Here is a 17,152-nt window from a genome sequence, read left to right on the forward strand (position 1 = left end):
GTCTCGTCCAGTTGTATCGTCAGCGCTCGATCGAAAAGCCCTCAAAGCGCGGAAGGTCGTCGGCAATGTGAAGGAACGGCAGCCGCCGCTTCTCGAAGGCATGCATGGTTGGCGCATAGCGCTCCGGCTCGTCCATGAAGCCGAGCGACAGATAGGTTTCGCCCGGCAGTTTGTCATCGCGATAGCCGATCTGGCTGCCGCAATGGTCGCAAAAGCGCCGCTCCACACCGCCGGCCCGCCACGTCTTCGGCTCGCCGTGCCAGGTCAGGTCGCCGTCGCGAAAACCTACAAACGCCATCACGGGCGCGCCCGTCTGCTTGCGGCAGTCGCGGCAGTGGCAATAGGAGCGCCAGAAGGGTTCCGCGCTCGCCTCGGCGGAGATCAGGCCACAGCGACAGGAGCCGGAATGGAGGGTCATCCGTTGCTGAGCCCCCCGAACAGCGTCGGCATGTCGAGCGGACGGAAGCCGTAATGCGACAGCCAGCGTACGTCTGCGTCGAAGAAGGCGCGCAGATCGGGCATGCCGTATTTCAGCATGGCGATGCGGTCGATGCCCATGCCCCAGGCAAAGCCCTGATATTCGTCCGGATCGAGGCCGCCGGCGCGCAGCACGTTTGGATGCACCATGCCGCAGCCGAGGATTTCCATCCAGTCGTTGCCTTCGCCAAAGCGCACTTCGCCCGGCCGCGAGCGGTCGCACTGGATGTCGACTTCCATCGACGGCTCGGTGAACGGGAAGAAGGACGGGCGAAAGCGCATCTTGACGCTCGGGACCTCGAAGAAGGCTTTGCAGAACTCTTCAAGCACCCACTTCATGTTCGCGACATTGGCCGATTTGTCGACGACGAGGCCTTCGACCTGATGGAACATCGGCGAGTGCGTCGCGTCGGAATCCTGCCGGTAGGTCTTGCCGGGGATTACGATTCGGATCGGCGGCTTTTGCGCTTCCATGGTCCGGATCTGGACCGGAGAGGTATGGGTGCGCAAAAGCTTGCGCTCCCCCGCCTCGTCGGGTTGGAAGAAGAACGTGTCGTGCATCTCGCGCGCCGGGTGGCCTTCGGGGAAGTTCAGCGCGGTGAAATTGTAGTAGTCCGTCTCGATGTCCGGACCTTCAGCGATGGCGAAACCCATGTCGCCGAAGATGGCCGTGATCTCGTCGATCACCTGGCTGATCGGATGGATGCGGCCGCGCTCGGCCGGCGCCTGGCGCACGGGCAGCGTCACGTCGAGCGTTTCGGCGGCAAGCCGTGCGTTGATGGCTGCGTCGCGCAATTGGCTCTTGCGCGCTGTGATCGCGTCGCTGACGCGCAGCTTGAGCCCGTTGATCGCAGGTCCCATCGTTTGCCGCTCGTCGGCGCTCATCGCGCCCAGCGTCTTCAGCTTCTCCGAGATCGAGCCCTTCTTGCCCAGCGCCGCGACGCGCACGGCCTCGATCGCCTGCTCGTCGGATGCCGACGCGATGTCGCTCATCAGGCTCGCTTCCAGGGATTGCAGATCGCTCATCTTGAATTCCAGCTTTGAAGAAGGTTGACGACGATCCTTACAAAGGACCGGCCGCCCAAAGAAAAACCCGCGCCGGCACTGCCAGCGCGGGTTCCCGATATCAGGTCGAACGAGTTCGGGAAAGACGCTGACGCTTAGGCGACAACGCTTTCAAACTGGTTCGGGGTCGTGTCCTTGAGATAGTCGAGCGAAGCCTTCGACTTGACGACGAGCGCGGCGAACGCCTGCGGCTCGTGGATCGCCATGTCGGAAAGCACCTTGCGGTCGATCTCGATGCCGGCCTTGTTGAGGCCGTCGATGAAGCGGCCATAGGTCAGGCCATGCTCGCGGACGGCAGCATTGATGCGCTGGATCCAGAGCGCACGGAAATTGCGCTTGCGGTTCTTGCGATCGCGATACGCATATTGCAGCGACTTCTCGACTGCCTGCTTTGCGATGCGGATGGTGTTCTTGCGGCGGCCGTAGAAACCCTTGGCGGCCTTCAGAACCTTCTTGTGCTTGGCGTGGGACGTTACGCCCCTTTTGACACGTGCCATGTCATGATCTCCTTAGAATTCGTCGGTCCGAGAGGCCTTAGAGGCCACCGCCATTGGGCAGATAGTTGCGGATCACCTTCTTGGCGTCGGGCTCCGCGAGGACCATCATGCCGCGTGCGTCGCGGATGAACTTGTTGGAACGCTTGATCATGCCATGGCGCTTGCCTGCGGCAGCCGCCTTGACCTTGCCAGTGCCGGTTATCTTGAACCGCTTCTTGGCAGAAGACTTCGTCTTCATCTTGGGCATTTTGCTTCTCCGTTATTGTGCGCTCACACCAGTCGATTTACATCGGCAGCTCCGCGAGGGCGTCGGACGACCGACGGCAGCCGGTCGGCTGCTTCTCGCTTCGCTCGATATTCGATGAGCTTTAAGCATTTCGAGCCGACACGGCATGCCCTGCCGGACGGCTCACGAACGCGCGGTCTATAAACGCGCGGCGCAAAAAGCGCAACGGAGATTCGCAACGTCTCCATTACGCCTCGGATTCGATCAGCGCGGGGCCAGCACCATCATCATCTGCCGGCCTTCGAGCTTCGGCTCGGCCTCGACCTTGGCGATCTCGGCGACTTCTTCGCGCACGCGGTTCAAGAGCTTCATACCGAGCTCCATATGCGCCATCTCGCGGCCGCGGAAACGAAGGGTCAGCTTCACCTTGTCGCCTTCGTCGAAGAACCGGCGCACGGCCTTCATCTTCACCTCGTAGTCGTGGGTGTCGATGTTCGGACGCATCTTGATCTCCTTGATCTCGATGGTCTTCTGCTTCTTGCGCGCCTCGGCGGCCTTCTTCTGGCTGGCATACTTCATCTTGCCGAGATCGGTGATCTTGCAGACGGGGGGCGTCTGGTTCGGCGAGATTTCCACGAGATCCATACCCGCATCCTCGGCGAGGATCAGGGCCTCATTGATCGAGACGACGCCACGATTCAGGCCTTCGGCATCGATGAGCTGCACCTGCGGTACACGGATATCACGGTTTGAGCGCGGGCCTTCCTTGGTCGGCGCCGCGGCTTTGAACGGTCTGCGAATGGTCGTAGTCTCCTCAAATCATTGACGTTCGGGGTCAAAAAGTCGGTATTCGCGAAAAAGCTTGCGTTTCTGTCGCCGCATCATGGGGCGTGTCAATAGCACAAGCGGCGCGAAAAATCACGGGCTTCGCGAAAAAGTGGCGAGGGCGTCGTCCCATGCTATCAGATGGCGCAAAACGGCCGGATATCAAGGAGACGACCATGGAGCACGCCGCGCCCGCCACACTTGAAGTCGACGGGATCGACATCGCCTATCGCCGCCGCGCCGGCCGCGCCCCGGGCATTGTCTGGCTTGGAGGCTACCGCTCCGACATGCTCGGCACCAAGGCCGAGGCGCTGGATGCGTGGGCGCTGGAGACGGACCGCGCGAGCCTGCGCCACGACTATTCCGGTCACGGCGAATCCGGTGGCGCGTTCGTCGATGGGACAATTTCCAGATGGCTGGCCGAGAGCCTCGCGGTCTTCCGCAGCCAGACCGAGGGGCCCCAGGTCCTTGTCGGCTCGTCCATGGGCGCCTGGATCGCGCTGCGCATGGTGCAGGAACTCCAAAAGGCCGGAGAGAGCGGACGGGTCGGCGGGCTTCTCCTGCTCGCGCCCGCGCCCGATTTCACGATCGAGCTCATGGAGCCGAAGCTCACGAAAGCGCATCGGCGCGACCTCGAGACCAGGGGCTACATGGAGGAGCATTCCGAATACTCTCCCGAGCCAAACATCTATACGCGCGCGCTGTTCGAGGATGGTCGCGTCAATCGCGTGATGAACGGCATCATCGATACGCATTGCCCCGTCACCATTATCCAGGGACTGGCTGATCCCGACGTGCCGCATACGCATGCCTTGAAGCTCGTCGAGCACCTGCCTGCCGATGACGTCACGGTGTCGCTGGTCAAGGATGGCGATCACCGGCTGTCGCGGCCGCAGGACATTGCGCTGATCCTGAAGGCCGCCGAGGGACTTTGCGATCGGATTTCCGCCTGATGCGGCCATCGGTCGTCGTCTCCTCCCTTGTCGCGGCGGTGGTCGGCTTCGGCTCGACGCTGGCGCTGGTTATTGCCGCCGCCGCCGCGGTCGGCGCGACGACGCAGCAAACCGCCAGCATGGTCACGGCGGTCTGCCTCGCCAAGGCGGCCGAAGCACTGTTTCTCTCCTGGTGGACGCGCATGCCGGTCATCACCGCATGGTCGACGCCGGGCGCCGCCCTTCTCGGCGCGAGCACCGGCTTCACCATGGCCGACGCGGTCGGCGCCTTCATCGGTGCTGCGCTTCTCCTGATGCTGACCGGCCTCATGCGGCCGCTGACGCGCCTCGTATCGATGATCCCCTCCTCGGTCGCGTCGGGCATGCTTGCCGGCATCGTCGTCGCCTTCGTCATGGGCGCCGCGCGCGCCGTCGGCATGGACGCCATCCTCGTCCTTCCGCTGCTTCTCGCCTTTTTTGTCCTGCGTCTGTTCAATCCCGCCTTGTCGGTCCTGGCCGTGCTCGTGGGCGGGGCCGTGCTGGCTTTTGCGCTCGGCCGTGTCGGCAGCCTGCCGGCGTTCGAACTTTCGACGCTTGTGTGGACTTCGCCCGACTTCTCGCTGACCGCATTCATCGGTCTCGCCGTTCCCCTCTACCTCGTCACCATGGCCTCGCAGAACCTTGCCGGCATCGCTGTCCTGCGCGCCGCCGGCTACAATCCGCCAACCGGCCTCCTGATCGGCACGACCGGCTTCGTCTCGCTTCTCTCTGCGCCGTTCAATGCGCTGACGACGAACCTTGCCGCCATCTCGGCGGCGATATGCACGGACCCCGACGCCCATCCCGACGCGGGCAAGCGCTGGCTCACCGGGCCCTTCTACGCTCTTTGGTATGTGGTCTTCGCGATCTTCGGCGCCTCGCTCGTCGCTTTGTTCGACGTGCTACCGCAAAGCCTCATCCTGCTGGTGGCCGGCGTCGGGCTTCTGGCGCCGTTGACCAACGCGCTTGGTCTTGCGATGGCCGATCCGACCGAGCGCGTCCCCGCCATCGTCGCCTTCTCGGTCACCGCATCTGGGCTGACGATCGGCGGCGTCGGCGCGGCGTTCTGGGGTCTTGTCGCCGGGCTGTTCGTGCTCGTCCTCGACCGATTGGCAGCACGCCGGCGCAAGCGGCGTTGATCGCGCCATCTCCGAATTTTCTTGAAGTCGGATTACCCCGTTACCATTTCGAAATGAAGCAGCCGGATGGGCTGCGAGCCACCGAAAGGAACGGGTGACGATGACAAAAGCACTGATCCGTCCTGCATGGACGCCTGCCACCATCGCCTTGATGGTCATCGGCTTCATGGTGTTCTGGCCGCTCGGCCTCGCCATGCTCGCCTACATCATCTGGGGCGACCGCCTCGACGCCTTCAAGGGCGACGTCAATCGCGCGACGGACGGCTTCTTCTCCTCCTGTCGCAAGGCTTCCTATCGTGCGGGCGCTCCGCGCACCGGCAATGTCGCCTTCGACGAATGGCGAACCAAGGAACTCGACCGTCTCAACGAAGAGCGCCGCAAGCTCGATGAAGCGCGCGACGATTTCGAAGAGTATGCCCGCGAGCTGCGCCGCGCCAAGGACCAGGAAGAGTTCGATCGCTTCATGGCCAATCGTTCGCGCAACACGCCGCAAAAGCCTCAGGATGGCGAAATCTTCAATCCGGCCTAAGCCGCCGCGATTGGGATAGCATGCAGACGGCGTCGCGCGAGCGGCGCCGTTTTTCATTTTTGCTCCGCTGGTTCGTGCCGAATCGTCTAGATTGCAGTCATGGTTCTCGGCCTCTTCAAGTCACGCCCGCGCCCTCCAGCCGCTTCCATCGAGCGAATGCACACGGTTGCCGCGCGCACATTGCCGCTGCGCATCGTCGAGAACGCGCGCGCCCGGCGGCTGACGCTGCGGATCGAGACCGGTGGCAAGGGGCTGCGCATCACCGTTCCGCCCGGCATGGATCCGCGCGAGGTCGACCGCTTCCTCGACCGTCATCAGGTCTGGCTCGAAACGCGTCTGGCGAAACTGCCCAATGACGCGGCGCTGCGCCCGGGCGTGAAACTGCCATTGCGCGGAATCCCGCACCTGATCGTCCATGATCCAGGGCGCGGCACGGTGACGCTGGGTGAGGTAGAAGGCGAGCCGGCGCTCATCGTCCACGGCGATCGCGCGCATCTGCCGCGACGCCTGGCCGATTTCCTGAAACGCGAGGCGAAGCGCGACATCGAAATCCTTGTCGCCAGGCACACCGCCGCCGTCGGCCGTCGTGCAAAAGCGGTACGCTATCGCGACACGACGAGCCGCTGGGGCTCGTGCACCTCGGACGGCACGCTCTCCTTTTCATGGCGCATCATGATGGCGCCGAAGACTGTCATCGACTACCTCGTCGCGCACGAAGTGGCGCATCTAAAGGAGATGAACCACGGGCCTAAGTTCTGGGCGCTGTGCCGACAGCTTTGCCCCCGCGCCGATGAAGCCCGCGCGTGGCTGAAAAAGAACGGCGGCGTCCTGCAGGCGATCCGGTTCGAATAGCGCCCGCTTCTCGACTTCGCCGCGATTCCATGGCACTTGCCCGGCCATGACCCACGACATCAAGATTTGCGGCTTGAAGACGGATGCGGCCGTCGATGCGGCGCTGGAAGGCGGCGCGTCGCATGTCGGCTTCATTTTCTTCGAGAAGAGCCCCCGCCATATCGGCCCGAACGAGGCGGCACGCCTCGCCGCTCGGGGCAGGGGCAAGGTGAAGTCGGTTGCCGTCACGGTCGACGCCGACGACGCGATGCTCCATGCGATCGTTTCCGCGATGTCGCCCGACATGCTCCAGCTTCACGGCAAGGAGACGCCGGCTCGGGTCGCCGAGGTCAAGGCGCGCTTCGGCCTGCCCGTCATGAAGGCCTTTTCTGTCAGCGCTGCGGCCGACCTTGAGCGGATCGCGCCCTATCGCGGGGTTGCCGATCGCTTCCTTTTCGACGCCAGACCGCCCAAGGGCTCGGACCTGCCGGGCGGCAATGGCGTCTCGTTCGACTGGCGTCTTCTTGCCGCCCTTGACCCCGGGCTCGAATACATGCTTTCCGGAGGCCTCAACGCTGGCAACATCGCCGATGCGCTGCGGCAGGCGAACCCGCCCGGCATCGACATATCGTCCGGCGTCGAAAGCGCTCCGGGCATCAAGGACCCGGCGCTGATCGCGAAATTCTTCGAGGCGGTTGAAGCCGCCCGTGCCGGCCCGCCGGCTTCAAGGGAGTTGACGTCATGAACAGTCCCGTTGCGCCCAATTCCTTCCGAGCCGGACCCGACCCGGAAGGCATGTTCGGCATTTTCGGTGGCCGCTTCGTCGCCGAAACGCTGATGCCGCTGATCCTCGATCTGGAGGAACACTGGAAAGCCGCACGGGTGGATTCAGCCTTCCAGGCAGAGCTAGACCACCTCAACACGCACTATACCGGCCGACCCTCGCCGCTCTATTTCGCTGAACGCCTGACCGAGCACCTCGGCGGCGCCAAGATCTATTTCAAGCGCGACGAGCTCAACCACACCGGCTCGCACAAGATCAACAACTGCCTCGGCCAGATCCTGCTGGCGCGCCGCATGGGCAAGACGCGCATCATCGCGGAGACGGGCGCCGGCCAGCACGGCGTCGCGACCGCCACCGTTTGCGCGCGTTTTGGGCTTCCCTGCGTCGTCTATATGGGCGCGACCGACGTCGAACGGCAGGCGCCGAACGTGTTCCGGATGAAGCTGCTGGGCGCAAAGGTCATCCCCGTCTCGTCCGGCCACGGCACGCTCAAGGACGCGATGAACGAGGCCTTGCGCGATTGGGTGACCAATGTCGAGGACACCTATTACTTGATCGGAACGGCTGCCGGGCCGCATCCTTATCCTGAGCTCGTGCGGGAGTTCCAGTCCGTCATCGGCAAGGAATTGCGCGAGCAGATGATGGCGGCGGAGGGCCGCCTGCCCGATCTCTTGATCGCAGCCGTCGGCGGCGGCTCGAACGCCATCGGCCTGTTCCATCCCTTCCTGGACGACGCCTCGGTGAAGATCGTCGGCGTCGAAGCAGGCGGCAAGGGGCTGGACGGCGAAGAACATTGCGCCTCGCTGACCGCGGGCGCGCCGGGCGTGCTTCACGGCAACCGAACCTATCTGCTTCAGAACGATGACGGCCAGATCAAGGATGGTCACTCGATCTCGGCCGGCCTCGACTATCCGGGAATCGGCCCGGAACATTCGTGGCTGAAAGAGACGAACCGCGTCGAATACGTGCCGATCATGGACGACGAGGCGTTGGAAGCGTTTCAGCTCCTGACGCGGCTCGAAGGCATCATCCCGGCGCTCGAACCCGCCCATGCACTGGCCGAAGTCGTCAAGCGCGCACCGAAGATGGGCAAGGACGAGATCATCGTCATGAATCTGTGCGGCCGCGGCGACAAGGACATCTTCACCGTCGGCAAGATCCTGGGCATGGGGCTGTAAATCATATGACCACTCGCATCGACCGTCGCATGGCGGATTTGAAGGCCGAAGGCCGCCCCGCCCTCGTCACCTATTTCATGGGCGGCGACCCGGACTATGACACCTCGCTGTCGATCATGAAGGCGTTGCCGAAGGCCGGGTCCGACATCATCGAGCTCGGCATGCCGTTCTCCGATCCGATGGCAGATGGTCCCGCGATCCAGGCGGCGGGCCTGCGCGCGCTCAAGGCCGGCCAGACCTTGAAGAAGACGCTGCAAATGGCGGCGGATTTCCGCAGGCAAGACGACGCCACGCCGATCGTCCTGATGGGCTACTACAACCCCATCTACATCTACGGCGTCGAGAAATTCCTGACCGACGCGAAGGCGTCGGGGATCGACGGGCTGATCGTCGTCGACCTGCCGCCCGAAATGGACGGCGAATTGTGCATCCCGGCGCTGAGGGCCGGCATCAACTTCATCCGGCTTGCAACGCCGACGACCGACGACAAGCGCCTTCCCAAGGTGCTCGAGAATACGTCGGGCTTCGTCTACTACGTCTCGATGCTCGGCATCACCGGTTCGGCCCTGCCGGATACGTCGAAGGTCGCGGGGGCGGTTGCGCGGATCAAGAGCCACACCGATCTGCCGATCTGCGTCGGCTTCGGCGTCAAGACGGCCGAACAGGCGCGGGCGATCGGCGCTTCCGCGGACGGCGTCGTGGTTGGCACAGCCATCGTCAATGCGGTGGCAAATGTCCTCGGCCCGAAGGGCGAGAAGACCGCCGATCCGGCCGAAGCCGTTGCGACGCTGGTGTCCGGCCTCGCGCAGGGCGTTCGTTCCGCGCGCCTTGCACAGGCCGTCTGACACCCCATTTTCCAGATAGAACGGAAGGCTCCGCGATGAACTGGATCAACAATTACGTCCGCCCCAAGATCAACTCGATGCTCGGCCGGCGCGACATGCCCGAGAATCTGTGGATCAAGGACCCCGAGACGGGCGAGATGGTGTTCCACAAGGATCTCGAGAGCAACCAGTATGTGATCCCCTCGAGCGGGCATCACATGAAGATCTCCGCCAAGGAGCGGCTGCGCTACTTCTTCGACGATGGCCAGTACGAGACGATCGAGAATCCGAAAGCGGTTGTCGATCCGCTGAAGTTCCGCGACGAGAAGCGCTACACGGACCGCCTGCGCGACGCCAAGACCAAGACCGGCATGGAAGACGCCATCGTCAATGCCACCGGCACGATCGACGGCCTGCCGATCGTCGCCACCGTGCAGGATTTCGCCTTCATGGGTGGCTCGCTCGGCATGGCCGCGGGCGATGCAATCATTCGCGGCTTCGAGACGGCGGTCGACAAGAAGCGCCCCCTGGTGCTCTTCGCAGCTTCGGGCGGCGCGCGCATGCAGGAAGGCATCCTCTCGCTGATGCAGCTCGCCCGCACGACGGTCGCTGTCGACCGGCTCAAGGAAGCCGGTCTGCCCTATATCGTCGTCCTGACGAATCCCACGACCGGCGGCGTCACGGCTTCCTATGCGATGCTGGGCGATGTTCATATTGCCGAGCCGGGCGCGCTCATCGGCTTCGCCGGCCCGCGCGTCATCGAGCAGACCATCCGCGAGAAACTGCCGGAAGGGTTCCAGCGCGCCGAATACCTCATGGATCACGGCATGGTGGACATGGTCGTTTCGCGGCTTGAACTGAAGGCGACCATCTCCGGTCTCCTGAAGATTCTGACGCATACGCCCGCCGCGGATGTGCCGGCCTTGGCCGACATGTCACCGCCGGCGCCCGAACCAGCCGACAACCGCGCTCCAGCGTGATACCCGCGCCCGGAAACCCGCGATGAGCCTCCTGACCGCCGAGCAGCAGATCGAGCGGCTGATGTCGCTGCACCCAAAGGGCTTTGACCTCTCGCTGGATCGAATCCTGCGCCTCCTCGAAAAGCTGGACGATCCGCAGGATCGCCTGCCGCCGGTGATCCACATCGCCGGCACCAATGGCAAGGGATCGGCGGCCGCGTTTTCGCGCGCGATGCTCGAAGCGGCCAGCCGGATCGTGCACGTCCATACTTCGCCACATCTGGTTCGCTGGCATGAACGCTATCGCCTCGGCCAGCCAGGCGGCGGGCAGTTTGTCGCCGACGCGGTCTTCGCCGATGCCATCGCTCGTGCAGCCGAGGCCAACCACGGCCAGACCATCACGGTCTTCGAAATCCTGACGGCGGTCGGCTTCGTGCTCTTTTCCGAGCATCCGGCCGACGCGGCGATTATTGAAGTCGGCCTCGGCGGTCGCTTCGATGCGACCAACGTCATCGCGCGGCCTGCCGTGTCGGTCATCATGCCGATCTCACTCGATCACGAGGCCTATCTGGGCGACCGGGTCGAGCTCATCGCGGTCGAAAAGGCCGGCATTATCAAGCGCGGCGTGCCGGTCGTCATCGGTGCGCAGGAGCACGACGCCGCGCGCGACGTTCTTGTCGACACGGCCGAACGGCTCGGCTGCCCGCTCCTGGTCTACGGCCAGGATTTCATAGCCTATGAGGAAAACGGCCGGATGATCTATCAGGACGAGGGGGGTCTTCTCGACCTGACGCCGCCTCGCCTGGTCGGTCGCCACCAGTTCGCCAATGCCGCGACCGCCATCGCCGCCATCAAGGCAGCCGGCTTCGACGGATCGCTGCGTGTCGCAGACCGCGCGATGAAGAAGGTCGAATGGTCGGGACGCATGCAGAAGCTTGCGGACGGCGATCTGGTCGACCTCGCGCCGGACGGCTCTGAAATCTGGCTCGACGGTGGCCACAATCCGGGTGCCGGCACGGTCATCGCAGAAGCCATGGCCGAACAGGAGGAAAAGCGTCCGCGACCCCTCTTCCTCATTGCGGGCATGATCAATACGAAGGACCAGTCCGGCTATTTCGGCGCCTTCAAAGGCATGGCGCGTCACGTCTTCACCGTGCCGGTGGCGCATTCGGATGCCGGCGTTCCCAACGACGAACTGGCGGCGCGCGCCATGGAGGCGGGCCTGTCGGCCGAACCCGTTTCGTCCGTCGAAAGCGCGCTGCGTCTCCTCGCCGATACCTGGAACGGCCTTGAAGTGCCGCCACGCATCCTGATTTGCGGCTCGCTCTACCTCGCAGGCGAAGTGCTGGAGAAAAACGGCACCCTGCCGCGCTGATCTGCCAAAGAAAAAGCCCGGCGCGCAGGCCGGGCTATTGGTATTCCGATCCTATCGATCAGACGTTGCCGCTGATCCAGGAGGACAGCGCCGTCTTCGGCGCCGCGCCGACCTTCATGTCGGCCACTTCGCCGCCCTTGAAGAGCATCAGCGTCGGGATCGAGCGCACGCCGAACTGCGCGGCCAACTCGGGATTTTCGTCGATGTTGATCTTTGCGATCTTCACCTTGCCGCCCATCTCGGCGGCGATTTCGTCGAGCGCTGGCGCGATCATCTTGCAGGGGCCGCACCATTCAGCCCAGAAATCCACGACCACGGGCTCCGCAGCCTGCAGCACGTCCGTCTGGAAGTTGTTATTGTCGATCTTGACCGTGGCCATTGGGGTCTCCTTGGGAACCGTCGTCGAGGCTTGATGTGGTGCTGCGGGCTGGCGGCTTCAAGCCGGCGGCGCGCAGGGAATCGCATCGTCGGACCTCAGCATAATCGGAGCGCCCGTTCAAACCCGACTCGCAGCGCTACGTGACGGCAAATGGGTAGACGGCCTCTTTTCTGGCGCCGTCAATCGGCTATACCGTCAAGGTGCTGGTGGCGGGGGAGCGAGATTGTTGAACCAGACGGCCAACGCAGTCGACGCTGGCGAATTCGACTATGTGATCGCCGGCGCGGGATCGGCGGGCTGCGTGCTCGCCAATCGTCTGTCGGCCGATCCGAAAAATCGTGTTCTCCTCCTGGAAGGCGGGGGGCGCGACAACTGGATCTGGTTCCACATCCCGGTCGGATATCTCTTCGCCATTGGTAATCCGCGGGCCGACTGGATGTTCAAGACAGCGCCCGAACCCGGTCTCAATGGCCGCAGTCTTGCCTACCCGCGAGGCAAGACCCTTGGTGGCTCGTCGGCGATCAATGCGATGATCTACATGCGCGGGCAGGCGCGCGACTACGATCACTGGCGCCAGCTCGGCTTGCTGGGATGGGGATGGGACGATGTTCTGCCCTTCTTCCTGAAGCATGAGGATCATGAAAGCCCGCCGGATGCTTTCCATCGTGCCGGCGGCGAATGGCGTGTGGAGCATCCGCGGATCCAATGGGACATCCTCGATCGCATCCGCGATGCGGCGCAGGAAGCCGGCATTCCCAAAATCCCGGATTTCAATACGGGAGACAACACCGGCTCCTCCTATTTCCAGGTCAACCAGAAGCGCGGCCGCCGTTGGAGCGCCGCGCGCGGCTTTCTGAAGCCGGTGCTGAACCGTCCGAACCTGAAGGTGGAGACAGGCGTTCTGGTCGACCGCGTGATCGTCGAAGATGGCCGTGCGAGCGCGCTCGTATTCAGGCGGGCCGGCGAGGATCACGTCGTCCGGGCGCGCGGCGAGATCGTGCTTTCGTCAGGGGCGGTGGGTTCGCCTGCGATTCTCGAGCGCTCCGGCATCGGCGATGCGGCGCGCCTCGGTGCGATCGGAATCGAAAGCATTGTGCATCTGCCTGGCGTGGGCGAGAACTTGCAGGACCACCTGCAGATCCGGCCGATCTACAAGGTCACCGGCATCCGCACGCTGAACGACCAGTATGCAAACCTGTTCCACCGGGCACTGATGGGCGTCGACTATGCGCTTCGCAGGCGCGGTCCCCTGACGATGGCGCCCTCGCAGGTCGGCGCCTTCGTCAAGTCGAACCCGAGCTTCGAGACCGCCAATCTCGAATTCCACTTCCAGCCGCTTTCGCTCGACAGCTGGGGTGCGGGCCTCCACGCCTATCCGGCTTTCACCGCCAGCGTCTGCAACCTGCGTCCGACCAGCCGCGGCGGTGTCCATGTCACCTCGCGGGCGCCGGAAGAGATGCCCGAAATCCGTCCCAACTATCTGTCGACGCCGGAAGACAGGGAGGTTGCGGTGGAGTCGCTCGAATGGGCCCGGCGCATCGTCACCCAGCCCGCCCTCGCGCCTTACGCGCCCGAGGAAATGAAACCCGGCGCGCATGTCGCCTCCCGCGAGGATCTGCTGGTCGCAGCCGGTGACCTCGGAACGACGATCTTCCATCCGGTCGGTACGGCGCGAATGGGAGCCGACGACGACAAAGGGGCCGTTCTCGACGGCCGGCTGCGCGTGCGGGGCGTGGCGGGGCTGCGCGTCATCGACGCGTCCGTGATGCCGACGATCACGTCGGGCAACACCAACTCGCCGACCATCATGATCGCGGAAAAGGGCGCGGCGATGATGCTGGAGCGATAGCAGCAGCAACCTGCAGCTTGGATGGAAATCGGCTCATCCGGGGTCGAACCGATTTGAAACGGAGCATGACGCGGCGCGGCCTGTGCGGCGTCGCGAGCATAGGTGGTCGCATCATACAGCTTGATTTTCTGACCGAAACGCTCGCTCAGACTGTCGATAGACGAGCGCGGCTTCGGTGCGGTTGTTGGCGCCGAGTTTGTTGATGATGTGATGGACGTGAACCTTCACTGTGTGTTCCGATAAAGCAAGCCGGGCGGCGATAGCCTTGTTCTGCAGTCCTCCTGCCATGATGGCGAGTATCTGAAATTCGCGACGCGTGAGGCCTGCAAGCTTCGTATCAATGACGGTGAAGATGGCCTGTTCTGCGTTGCGAGGCGAAGCGGATCGTGGACCGGAGGCGCCAGGGAGGCCAGCGACCGGCGTCCCCAGCATGGAAGGGGGATAGTACTGACCTCCATTGACCAGGAGACCAACCACCGACAGCCAAAGGTCCAGTCGAAGGTTCATGGGCAGAACTGAGTGAAAAAGTCGCGAACTGCGCGCCAGTCGCGACACCTGCCCGGTATCTGCCAGGTCGTGATCCATGATCGCGAACATCGCTTCGGGATAGCGTCGCAAGAGATCCCGCGCCATGTCTTCGGCGTTCACGGCCATGCGCTGATCGATGGCCACCAAGGCGACGGGATGATCGGTCAAGCGGCACAGGTCGCACAACGATGCAACATGTTTCGCCGCGAGCCACGCCAGTTCTGAGCGGAGCGCCCGAAGCAAGCTGTTCGGAACACAATGTTGCGGACCCACGAAAAGCGCCCATGCATGAATATCTGCTGCGGCGGTCATTGTCATGCCGGACCTTTCCGGCCCCTGTGCTACAGCCCATGTCCTGTTCATGGGAGATCTGGGCCAAGTGCCACCCTATCGGCCTACCCGGTGCTTCACTATGCGTCACAACGGATAGCCGGCCGCCGCCGATTGCTCCGTTCGATGACGATCCGATGGTTGGGTCATCCCTTTGGCCAATGCGGCCCTTGGCCTTGCGTTCCGTATCTCCGTCAAGCGACAACCCGCATCTCGATCCATCGTCAGTTGCGCGCCGCCCCATGAGCATTCGGGTACTCGGTCATCCGAACAGATGAGTGAGGCATCCGTTGAACGCTCTTCAGCCGCTTGTTTGGCGCCATCAGTATGAGGAGCACAGCGGCGGCAGCCAATTGGCTTGGCCTCGTCCAACTACGTCGGAAACCGCGACTGGATATGCCCATGCTAGCTCGATTCCCGTTGAAACCACTCCTGGTGGCTGCCGAAGTAGTGGTTGCCATGGCGCTCGCCTCGCCGGGACAGGCTGACAGCCTGATTGGTCCCGAGACAAAGATACGGATCGACGTGTTCCAGTGGTCTGCGATGACGTCTGCCTATGAGCAATGGTCTGCCCTGGGCGGCGCATTCACGGTTTCGGCGGACGGCAGCATCGACACGCCTGTGGTCGGCGTGCTGGACGTTGCAAACAAGGAGCCAGGCACCATCGCGACCATCTACGCCGAGCAGTTGCGAGCGAAGAGGGGCCTGGTGTCGCCGCCGGAAGTGACGGTCCAGATCCTCGAATACGCCCCGATCTACGTTATCGGTGATGTCGAATCGCCCGGCAGGTTCGAGTTTCGGCCCGGCCTCACCCCGCTCCATGCCCTGGCCCTCAGCGGCGGCGAGCGGAAGGATGAGACGCAAGGAATTGGAGCGCTGCTTGGTCGCGCCCGGGCCAAAAGCGACCTCAGCGAAGCAGAAAACGCGATAGCGTTCGGGCAGGCGAGGCTGGCGCGGCTCGAGGCGGAACGAACCGGTGCGAAGACGATAGCATTCGCGCCAATGACGTCGCGTGAAGTCAGCGCACAGTATGCAAGCGAGTTGGTTGACCGGGAGCGAGGGATTTTCGAAGCCAGGGCACGCGAGCTTGCGCGGCAGCAGTCGTCTATCGGCGAGTTGCGCGAACTGCTGCAGGCGGAGATCGGCGTACTTGAGCAGAAGATCGAGATGTCGGACAGAGGAATAGAGGCCGCGCAGACCGAACTGGCCTCAGTATCCAGCCTTGTCGACCGCGGTATCACTGTCGCCTCTCGACGTACGGATCTCGAGCGCCTGCTGGACAGCCTGCAGGCAAGCCGGCTCGATCAGACGACTGCCATCATGAGGGCACGCCAGAGTATCGCAGCCGCGACGCGCGATTTCGACGGGGTGCAGGACCGTTTCCAGACCATCGTCGCCCAGGAACTACAGTCCGAGCAGGCGAATCTCGAGCAGGCGATCATCAAGCGCGATCTCGCTTTGCACTCCTTGGCTGTTCCGGGTGGAGAGGACCTTTCCGATCGCGACGGTGCGCCGCAGCAGCCAACCTATGCGGTCGTACGGTCAAACGGCGGTGTCGTGACGACGTCTCCCGCAGCCAGCGATGCTCTGCTAAGGCCAGGCGACCTCGTTCAGATCGAGTTTGACCCGAAAGCAATTGCGATCGAACCGCAAGCTGCCATGCGCGATGGCCTCGAGGCAGCCAGTATCTCCGCCGCTCGCTAAGAATGAGCTTCGGCAGTCGCCAGAGCAGATTCGACTTCTTACGGGTCATATCCGACTGCCTTGAGGACGCTCCGGCGCTTTCTCGATCAGGCCGAAAATGAAGCCATCATGCGCGTGGAGATCGCGATCGAGAGGCGACACGCCGCCTCCCGCATGGAATTGCCATCATCAATCGCGGCAATCACCCGACTGCACAGGTCGCGCTCAGCCTCCTCTGTCATCAGCGCCTCCTGGAGCATCATTAGAAAATGTGGGGTCAATGCCGACGAATTGGAGCAATTCATGGCACAAGCCGAACGCCAATTCAGCATCGACTGATGAATGATGTTTAGACATTTTAGATTAGTTCATAAAGGAAGTTTGGAGGCGTATATCTTTTTGAACGACATGAAAAATGGTTGGCCATTTGCACAAAAACTCGGCGATTCGAAGTTTCATTGCAATTTATTCAATCAAGGGAACGGCCATGAGTGTTCAAATAAGATCAAATCCAGTTCGGGATATTGCTGGGCTGGAGGCTATGCGCGGGTGGGAGAATTCGGTCGATGACTTGGCTGGACACTTCGAACTACCGGCATTTAGTAGACCGTAGGGCCGCGATTTGAGTTCTGCACGGCCTGACATGTGGCTGCGGCTTCGGCATCGGTCATCTGGGTTGGTGCGGGGCACCGATTTTCGGCGT

The 17,152-nt window shown here is 63.0% G+C and carries 19 protein-coding genes; 11 read left to right on the forward strand and 8 right to left on the reverse strand.

Going from position 1 to position 17,152, the window contains the following annotated elements:
• Nucleotides 1-19: 19 nt before the first annotated feature.
• The 5 genes from GTK01_RS07960 to infC form a co-directional block, all read right to left on the reverse strand.
• Complete coding sequence (locus tag GTK01_RS07960) at nt 20-418, reverse strand: GFA family protein (protein ID WP_252925335.1); 399 nt, start codon at nt 416-418, stop codon at nt 20-22.
• The gene (gene pheS / locus GTK01_RS07965) at nt 415-1,503 is read right to left on the reverse strand and encodes a phenylalanine--tRNA ligase subunit alpha (protein WP_252925336.1); all 1,089 of its coding nucleotides are present in this window, start codon (nt 1,501-1,503) and stop codon (nt 415-417) included. Before pheS ends, GTK01_RS07960 begins: the two co-directional genes overlap by 4 nt.
• 134 nt (nt 1,504-1,637) lie before the next feature.
• Complete coding sequence (rplT, locus tag GTK01_RS07970) at nt 1,638-2,039, reverse strand: 50S ribosomal protein L20 (RefSeq protein WP_252925337.1); 402 nt, start codon at nt 2,037-2,039, stop codon at nt 1,638-1,640.
• A gap of 37 nt (nt 2,040-2,076) precedes the next feature.
• Nucleotides 2,077-2,286: a 50S ribosomal protein L35 gene (gene rpmI, locus GTK01_RS07975; protein ID WP_252925338.1), complete on the reverse strand. Its 210-nt coding sequence runs from the start codon at nt 2,284-2,286 to the stop codon at nt 2,077-2,079.
• A 243-nt stretch (nt 2,287-2,529) separates the two neighbouring features.
• Nucleotides 2,530-3,066 carry a translation initiation factor IF-3 gene (gene infC / locus GTK01_RS07980; RefSeq protein WP_252925365.1) on the reverse strand — a complete coding sequence of 179 codons (537 nt, stop codon included), beginning with the start codon at nt 3,064-3,066 and terminating at the stop codon, nt 2,530-2,532.
• Between the two features lie 200 nt (nt 3,067-3,266).
• Between infC and GTK01_RS07985 the strand changes: the two genes are divergently transcribed.
• The 9 genes from GTK01_RS07985 (at nt 3,267) to GTK01_RS08025 (ending at nt 11,680) form a co-directional block, all read left to right on the forward strand.
• Entirely contained in the window at nt 3,267-4,043 is a 777-nt protein-coding gene (locus tag GTK01_RS07985) for a carboxylesterase (RefSeq protein WP_252925339.1), read from the forward strand.
• Nucleotides 4,043-5,200 carry a benzoate/H(+) symporter BenE family transporter gene (locus GTK01_RS07990; protein WP_252925340.1) on the forward strand — a complete coding sequence of 386 codons (1,158 nt, stop codon included), beginning with the start codon at nt 4,043-4,045 and terminating at the stop codon, nt 5,198-5,200. The genes GTK01_RS07985 and GTK01_RS07990 overlap by 1 nt, the downstream gene beginning before the upstream one ends.
• Before the next feature lie 100 nt (nt 5,201-5,300).
• The gene (locus GTK01_RS07995; protein WP_252925341.1) at nt 5,301-5,729 is read left to right on the forward strand and encodes a DUF2852 domain-containing protein; all 429 of its coding nucleotides are present in this window, start codon (nt 5,301-5,303) and stop codon (nt 5,727-5,729) included.
• Between the two features lie 99 nt (nt 5,730-5,828).
• Entirely contained in the window at nt 5,829-6,581 is a 753-nt protein-coding gene (locus GTK01_RS08000; protein ID WP_252925342.1) for a M48 family metallopeptidase, read from the forward strand.
• A 46-nt stretch (nt 6,582-6,627) separates the two neighbouring features.
• Nucleotides 6,628-7,305, forward strand: coding sequence for a phosphoribosylanthranilate isomerase (locus GTK01_RS08005; RefSeq protein WP_252925343.1), 678 nt, complete (start codon nt 6,628-6,630; stop codon nt 7,303-7,305).
• Nucleotides 7,302-8,522, forward strand: a complete 1,221-nt coding sequence (trpB, locus tag GTK01_RS08010) for a tryptophan synthase subunit beta (RefSeq protein WP_252925344.1) — start codon at nt 7,302-7,304, stop codon at nt 8,520-8,522. Before GTK01_RS08005 ends, trpB begins: the two co-directional genes overlap by 4 nt.
• Nucleotides 8,523-8,527: 5 nt before the next feature.
• The gene (trpA, locus tag GTK01_RS08015) at nt 8,528-9,367 is read left to right on the forward strand and encodes a tryptophan synthase subunit alpha (protein WP_252925345.1); all 840 of its coding nucleotides are present in this window, start codon (nt 8,528-8,530) and stop codon (nt 9,365-9,367) included.
• A gap of 35 nt (nt 9,368-9,402) precedes the next feature.
• Entirely contained in the window at nt 9,403-10,326 is a 924-nt protein-coding gene (gene accD, locus GTK01_RS08020) for an acetyl-CoA carboxylase, carboxyltransferase subunit beta (protein WP_252925346.1), read from the forward strand.
• A 22-nt stretch (nt 10,327-10,348) separates the two neighbouring features.
• Nucleotides 10,349-11,680, forward strand: coding sequence for a folylpolyglutamate synthase/dihydrofolate synthase family protein (locus tag GTK01_RS08025; protein WP_252925347.1), 1,332 nt, complete (start codon nt 10,349-10,351; stop codon nt 11,678-11,680).
• Nucleotides 11,681-11,738: 58 nt separating this feature from the next.
• Here the strand turns inward: GTK01_RS08025 and trxA are convergent, their stop codons facing one another.
• Nucleotides 11,739-12,059: a thioredoxin gene (trxA, locus tag GTK01_RS08030; RefSeq protein ID WP_252925348.1), complete on the reverse strand. Its 321-nt coding sequence runs from the start codon at nt 12,057-12,059 to the stop codon at nt 11,739-11,741.
• A 226-nt stretch (nt 12,060-12,285) separates the two neighbouring features.
• Here trxA and GTK01_RS08035 point away from each other — a divergent pair, with 226 nt between their 5' ends.
• On the forward strand, nt 12,286-13,908 hold the full coding sequence (locus tag GTK01_RS08035; protein WP_252925349.1) for a GMC family oxidoreductase: 1,623 nt from the start codon (nt 12,286-12,288) through the stop codon (nt 13,906-13,908).
• Nucleotides 13,909-14,019: 111 nt separating this feature from the next.
• Here the strand turns inward: GTK01_RS08035 and GTK01_RS08040 are convergent, their stop codons facing one another.
• Nucleotides 14,020-14,754, reverse strand: coding sequence for a response regulator transcription factor (locus GTK01_RS08040; RefSeq protein ID WP_252925350.1), 735 nt, complete (start codon nt 14,752-14,754; stop codon nt 14,020-14,022).
• A 432-nt stretch (nt 14,755-15,186) separates the two neighbouring features.
• Between GTK01_RS08040 and GTK01_RS08045 the strand changes: the two genes are divergently transcribed.
• Nucleotides 15,187-16,470, forward strand: coding sequence for a polysaccharide biosynthesis/export family protein (locus GTK01_RS08045; RefSeq protein ID WP_252925351.1), 1,284 nt, complete (start codon nt 15,187-15,189; stop codon nt 16,468-16,470).
• 86 nt (nt 16,471-16,556) lie between these two features.
• Here GTK01_RS08045 and GTK01_RS20970 read toward each other — a convergent pair whose 3' ends face one another.
• Nucleotides 16,557-16,691 carry a hypothetical protein gene (locus GTK01_RS20970; protein ID WP_256483720.1) on the reverse strand — a complete coding sequence of 45 codons (135 nt, stop codon included), beginning with the start codon at nt 16,689-16,691 and terminating at the stop codon, nt 16,557-16,559.
• Between the last annotated feature and the right edge of the window lie 461 nt (nt 16,692-17,152).

Origin of the sequence: Aliihoeflea sp. 40Bstr573 (genome assembly GCF_024105655.1) — a bacterium.
Classification (GTDB): Bacteria; Pseudomonadota; Alphaproteobacteria; order Rhizobiales; family Rhizobiaceae; genus Aliihoeflea.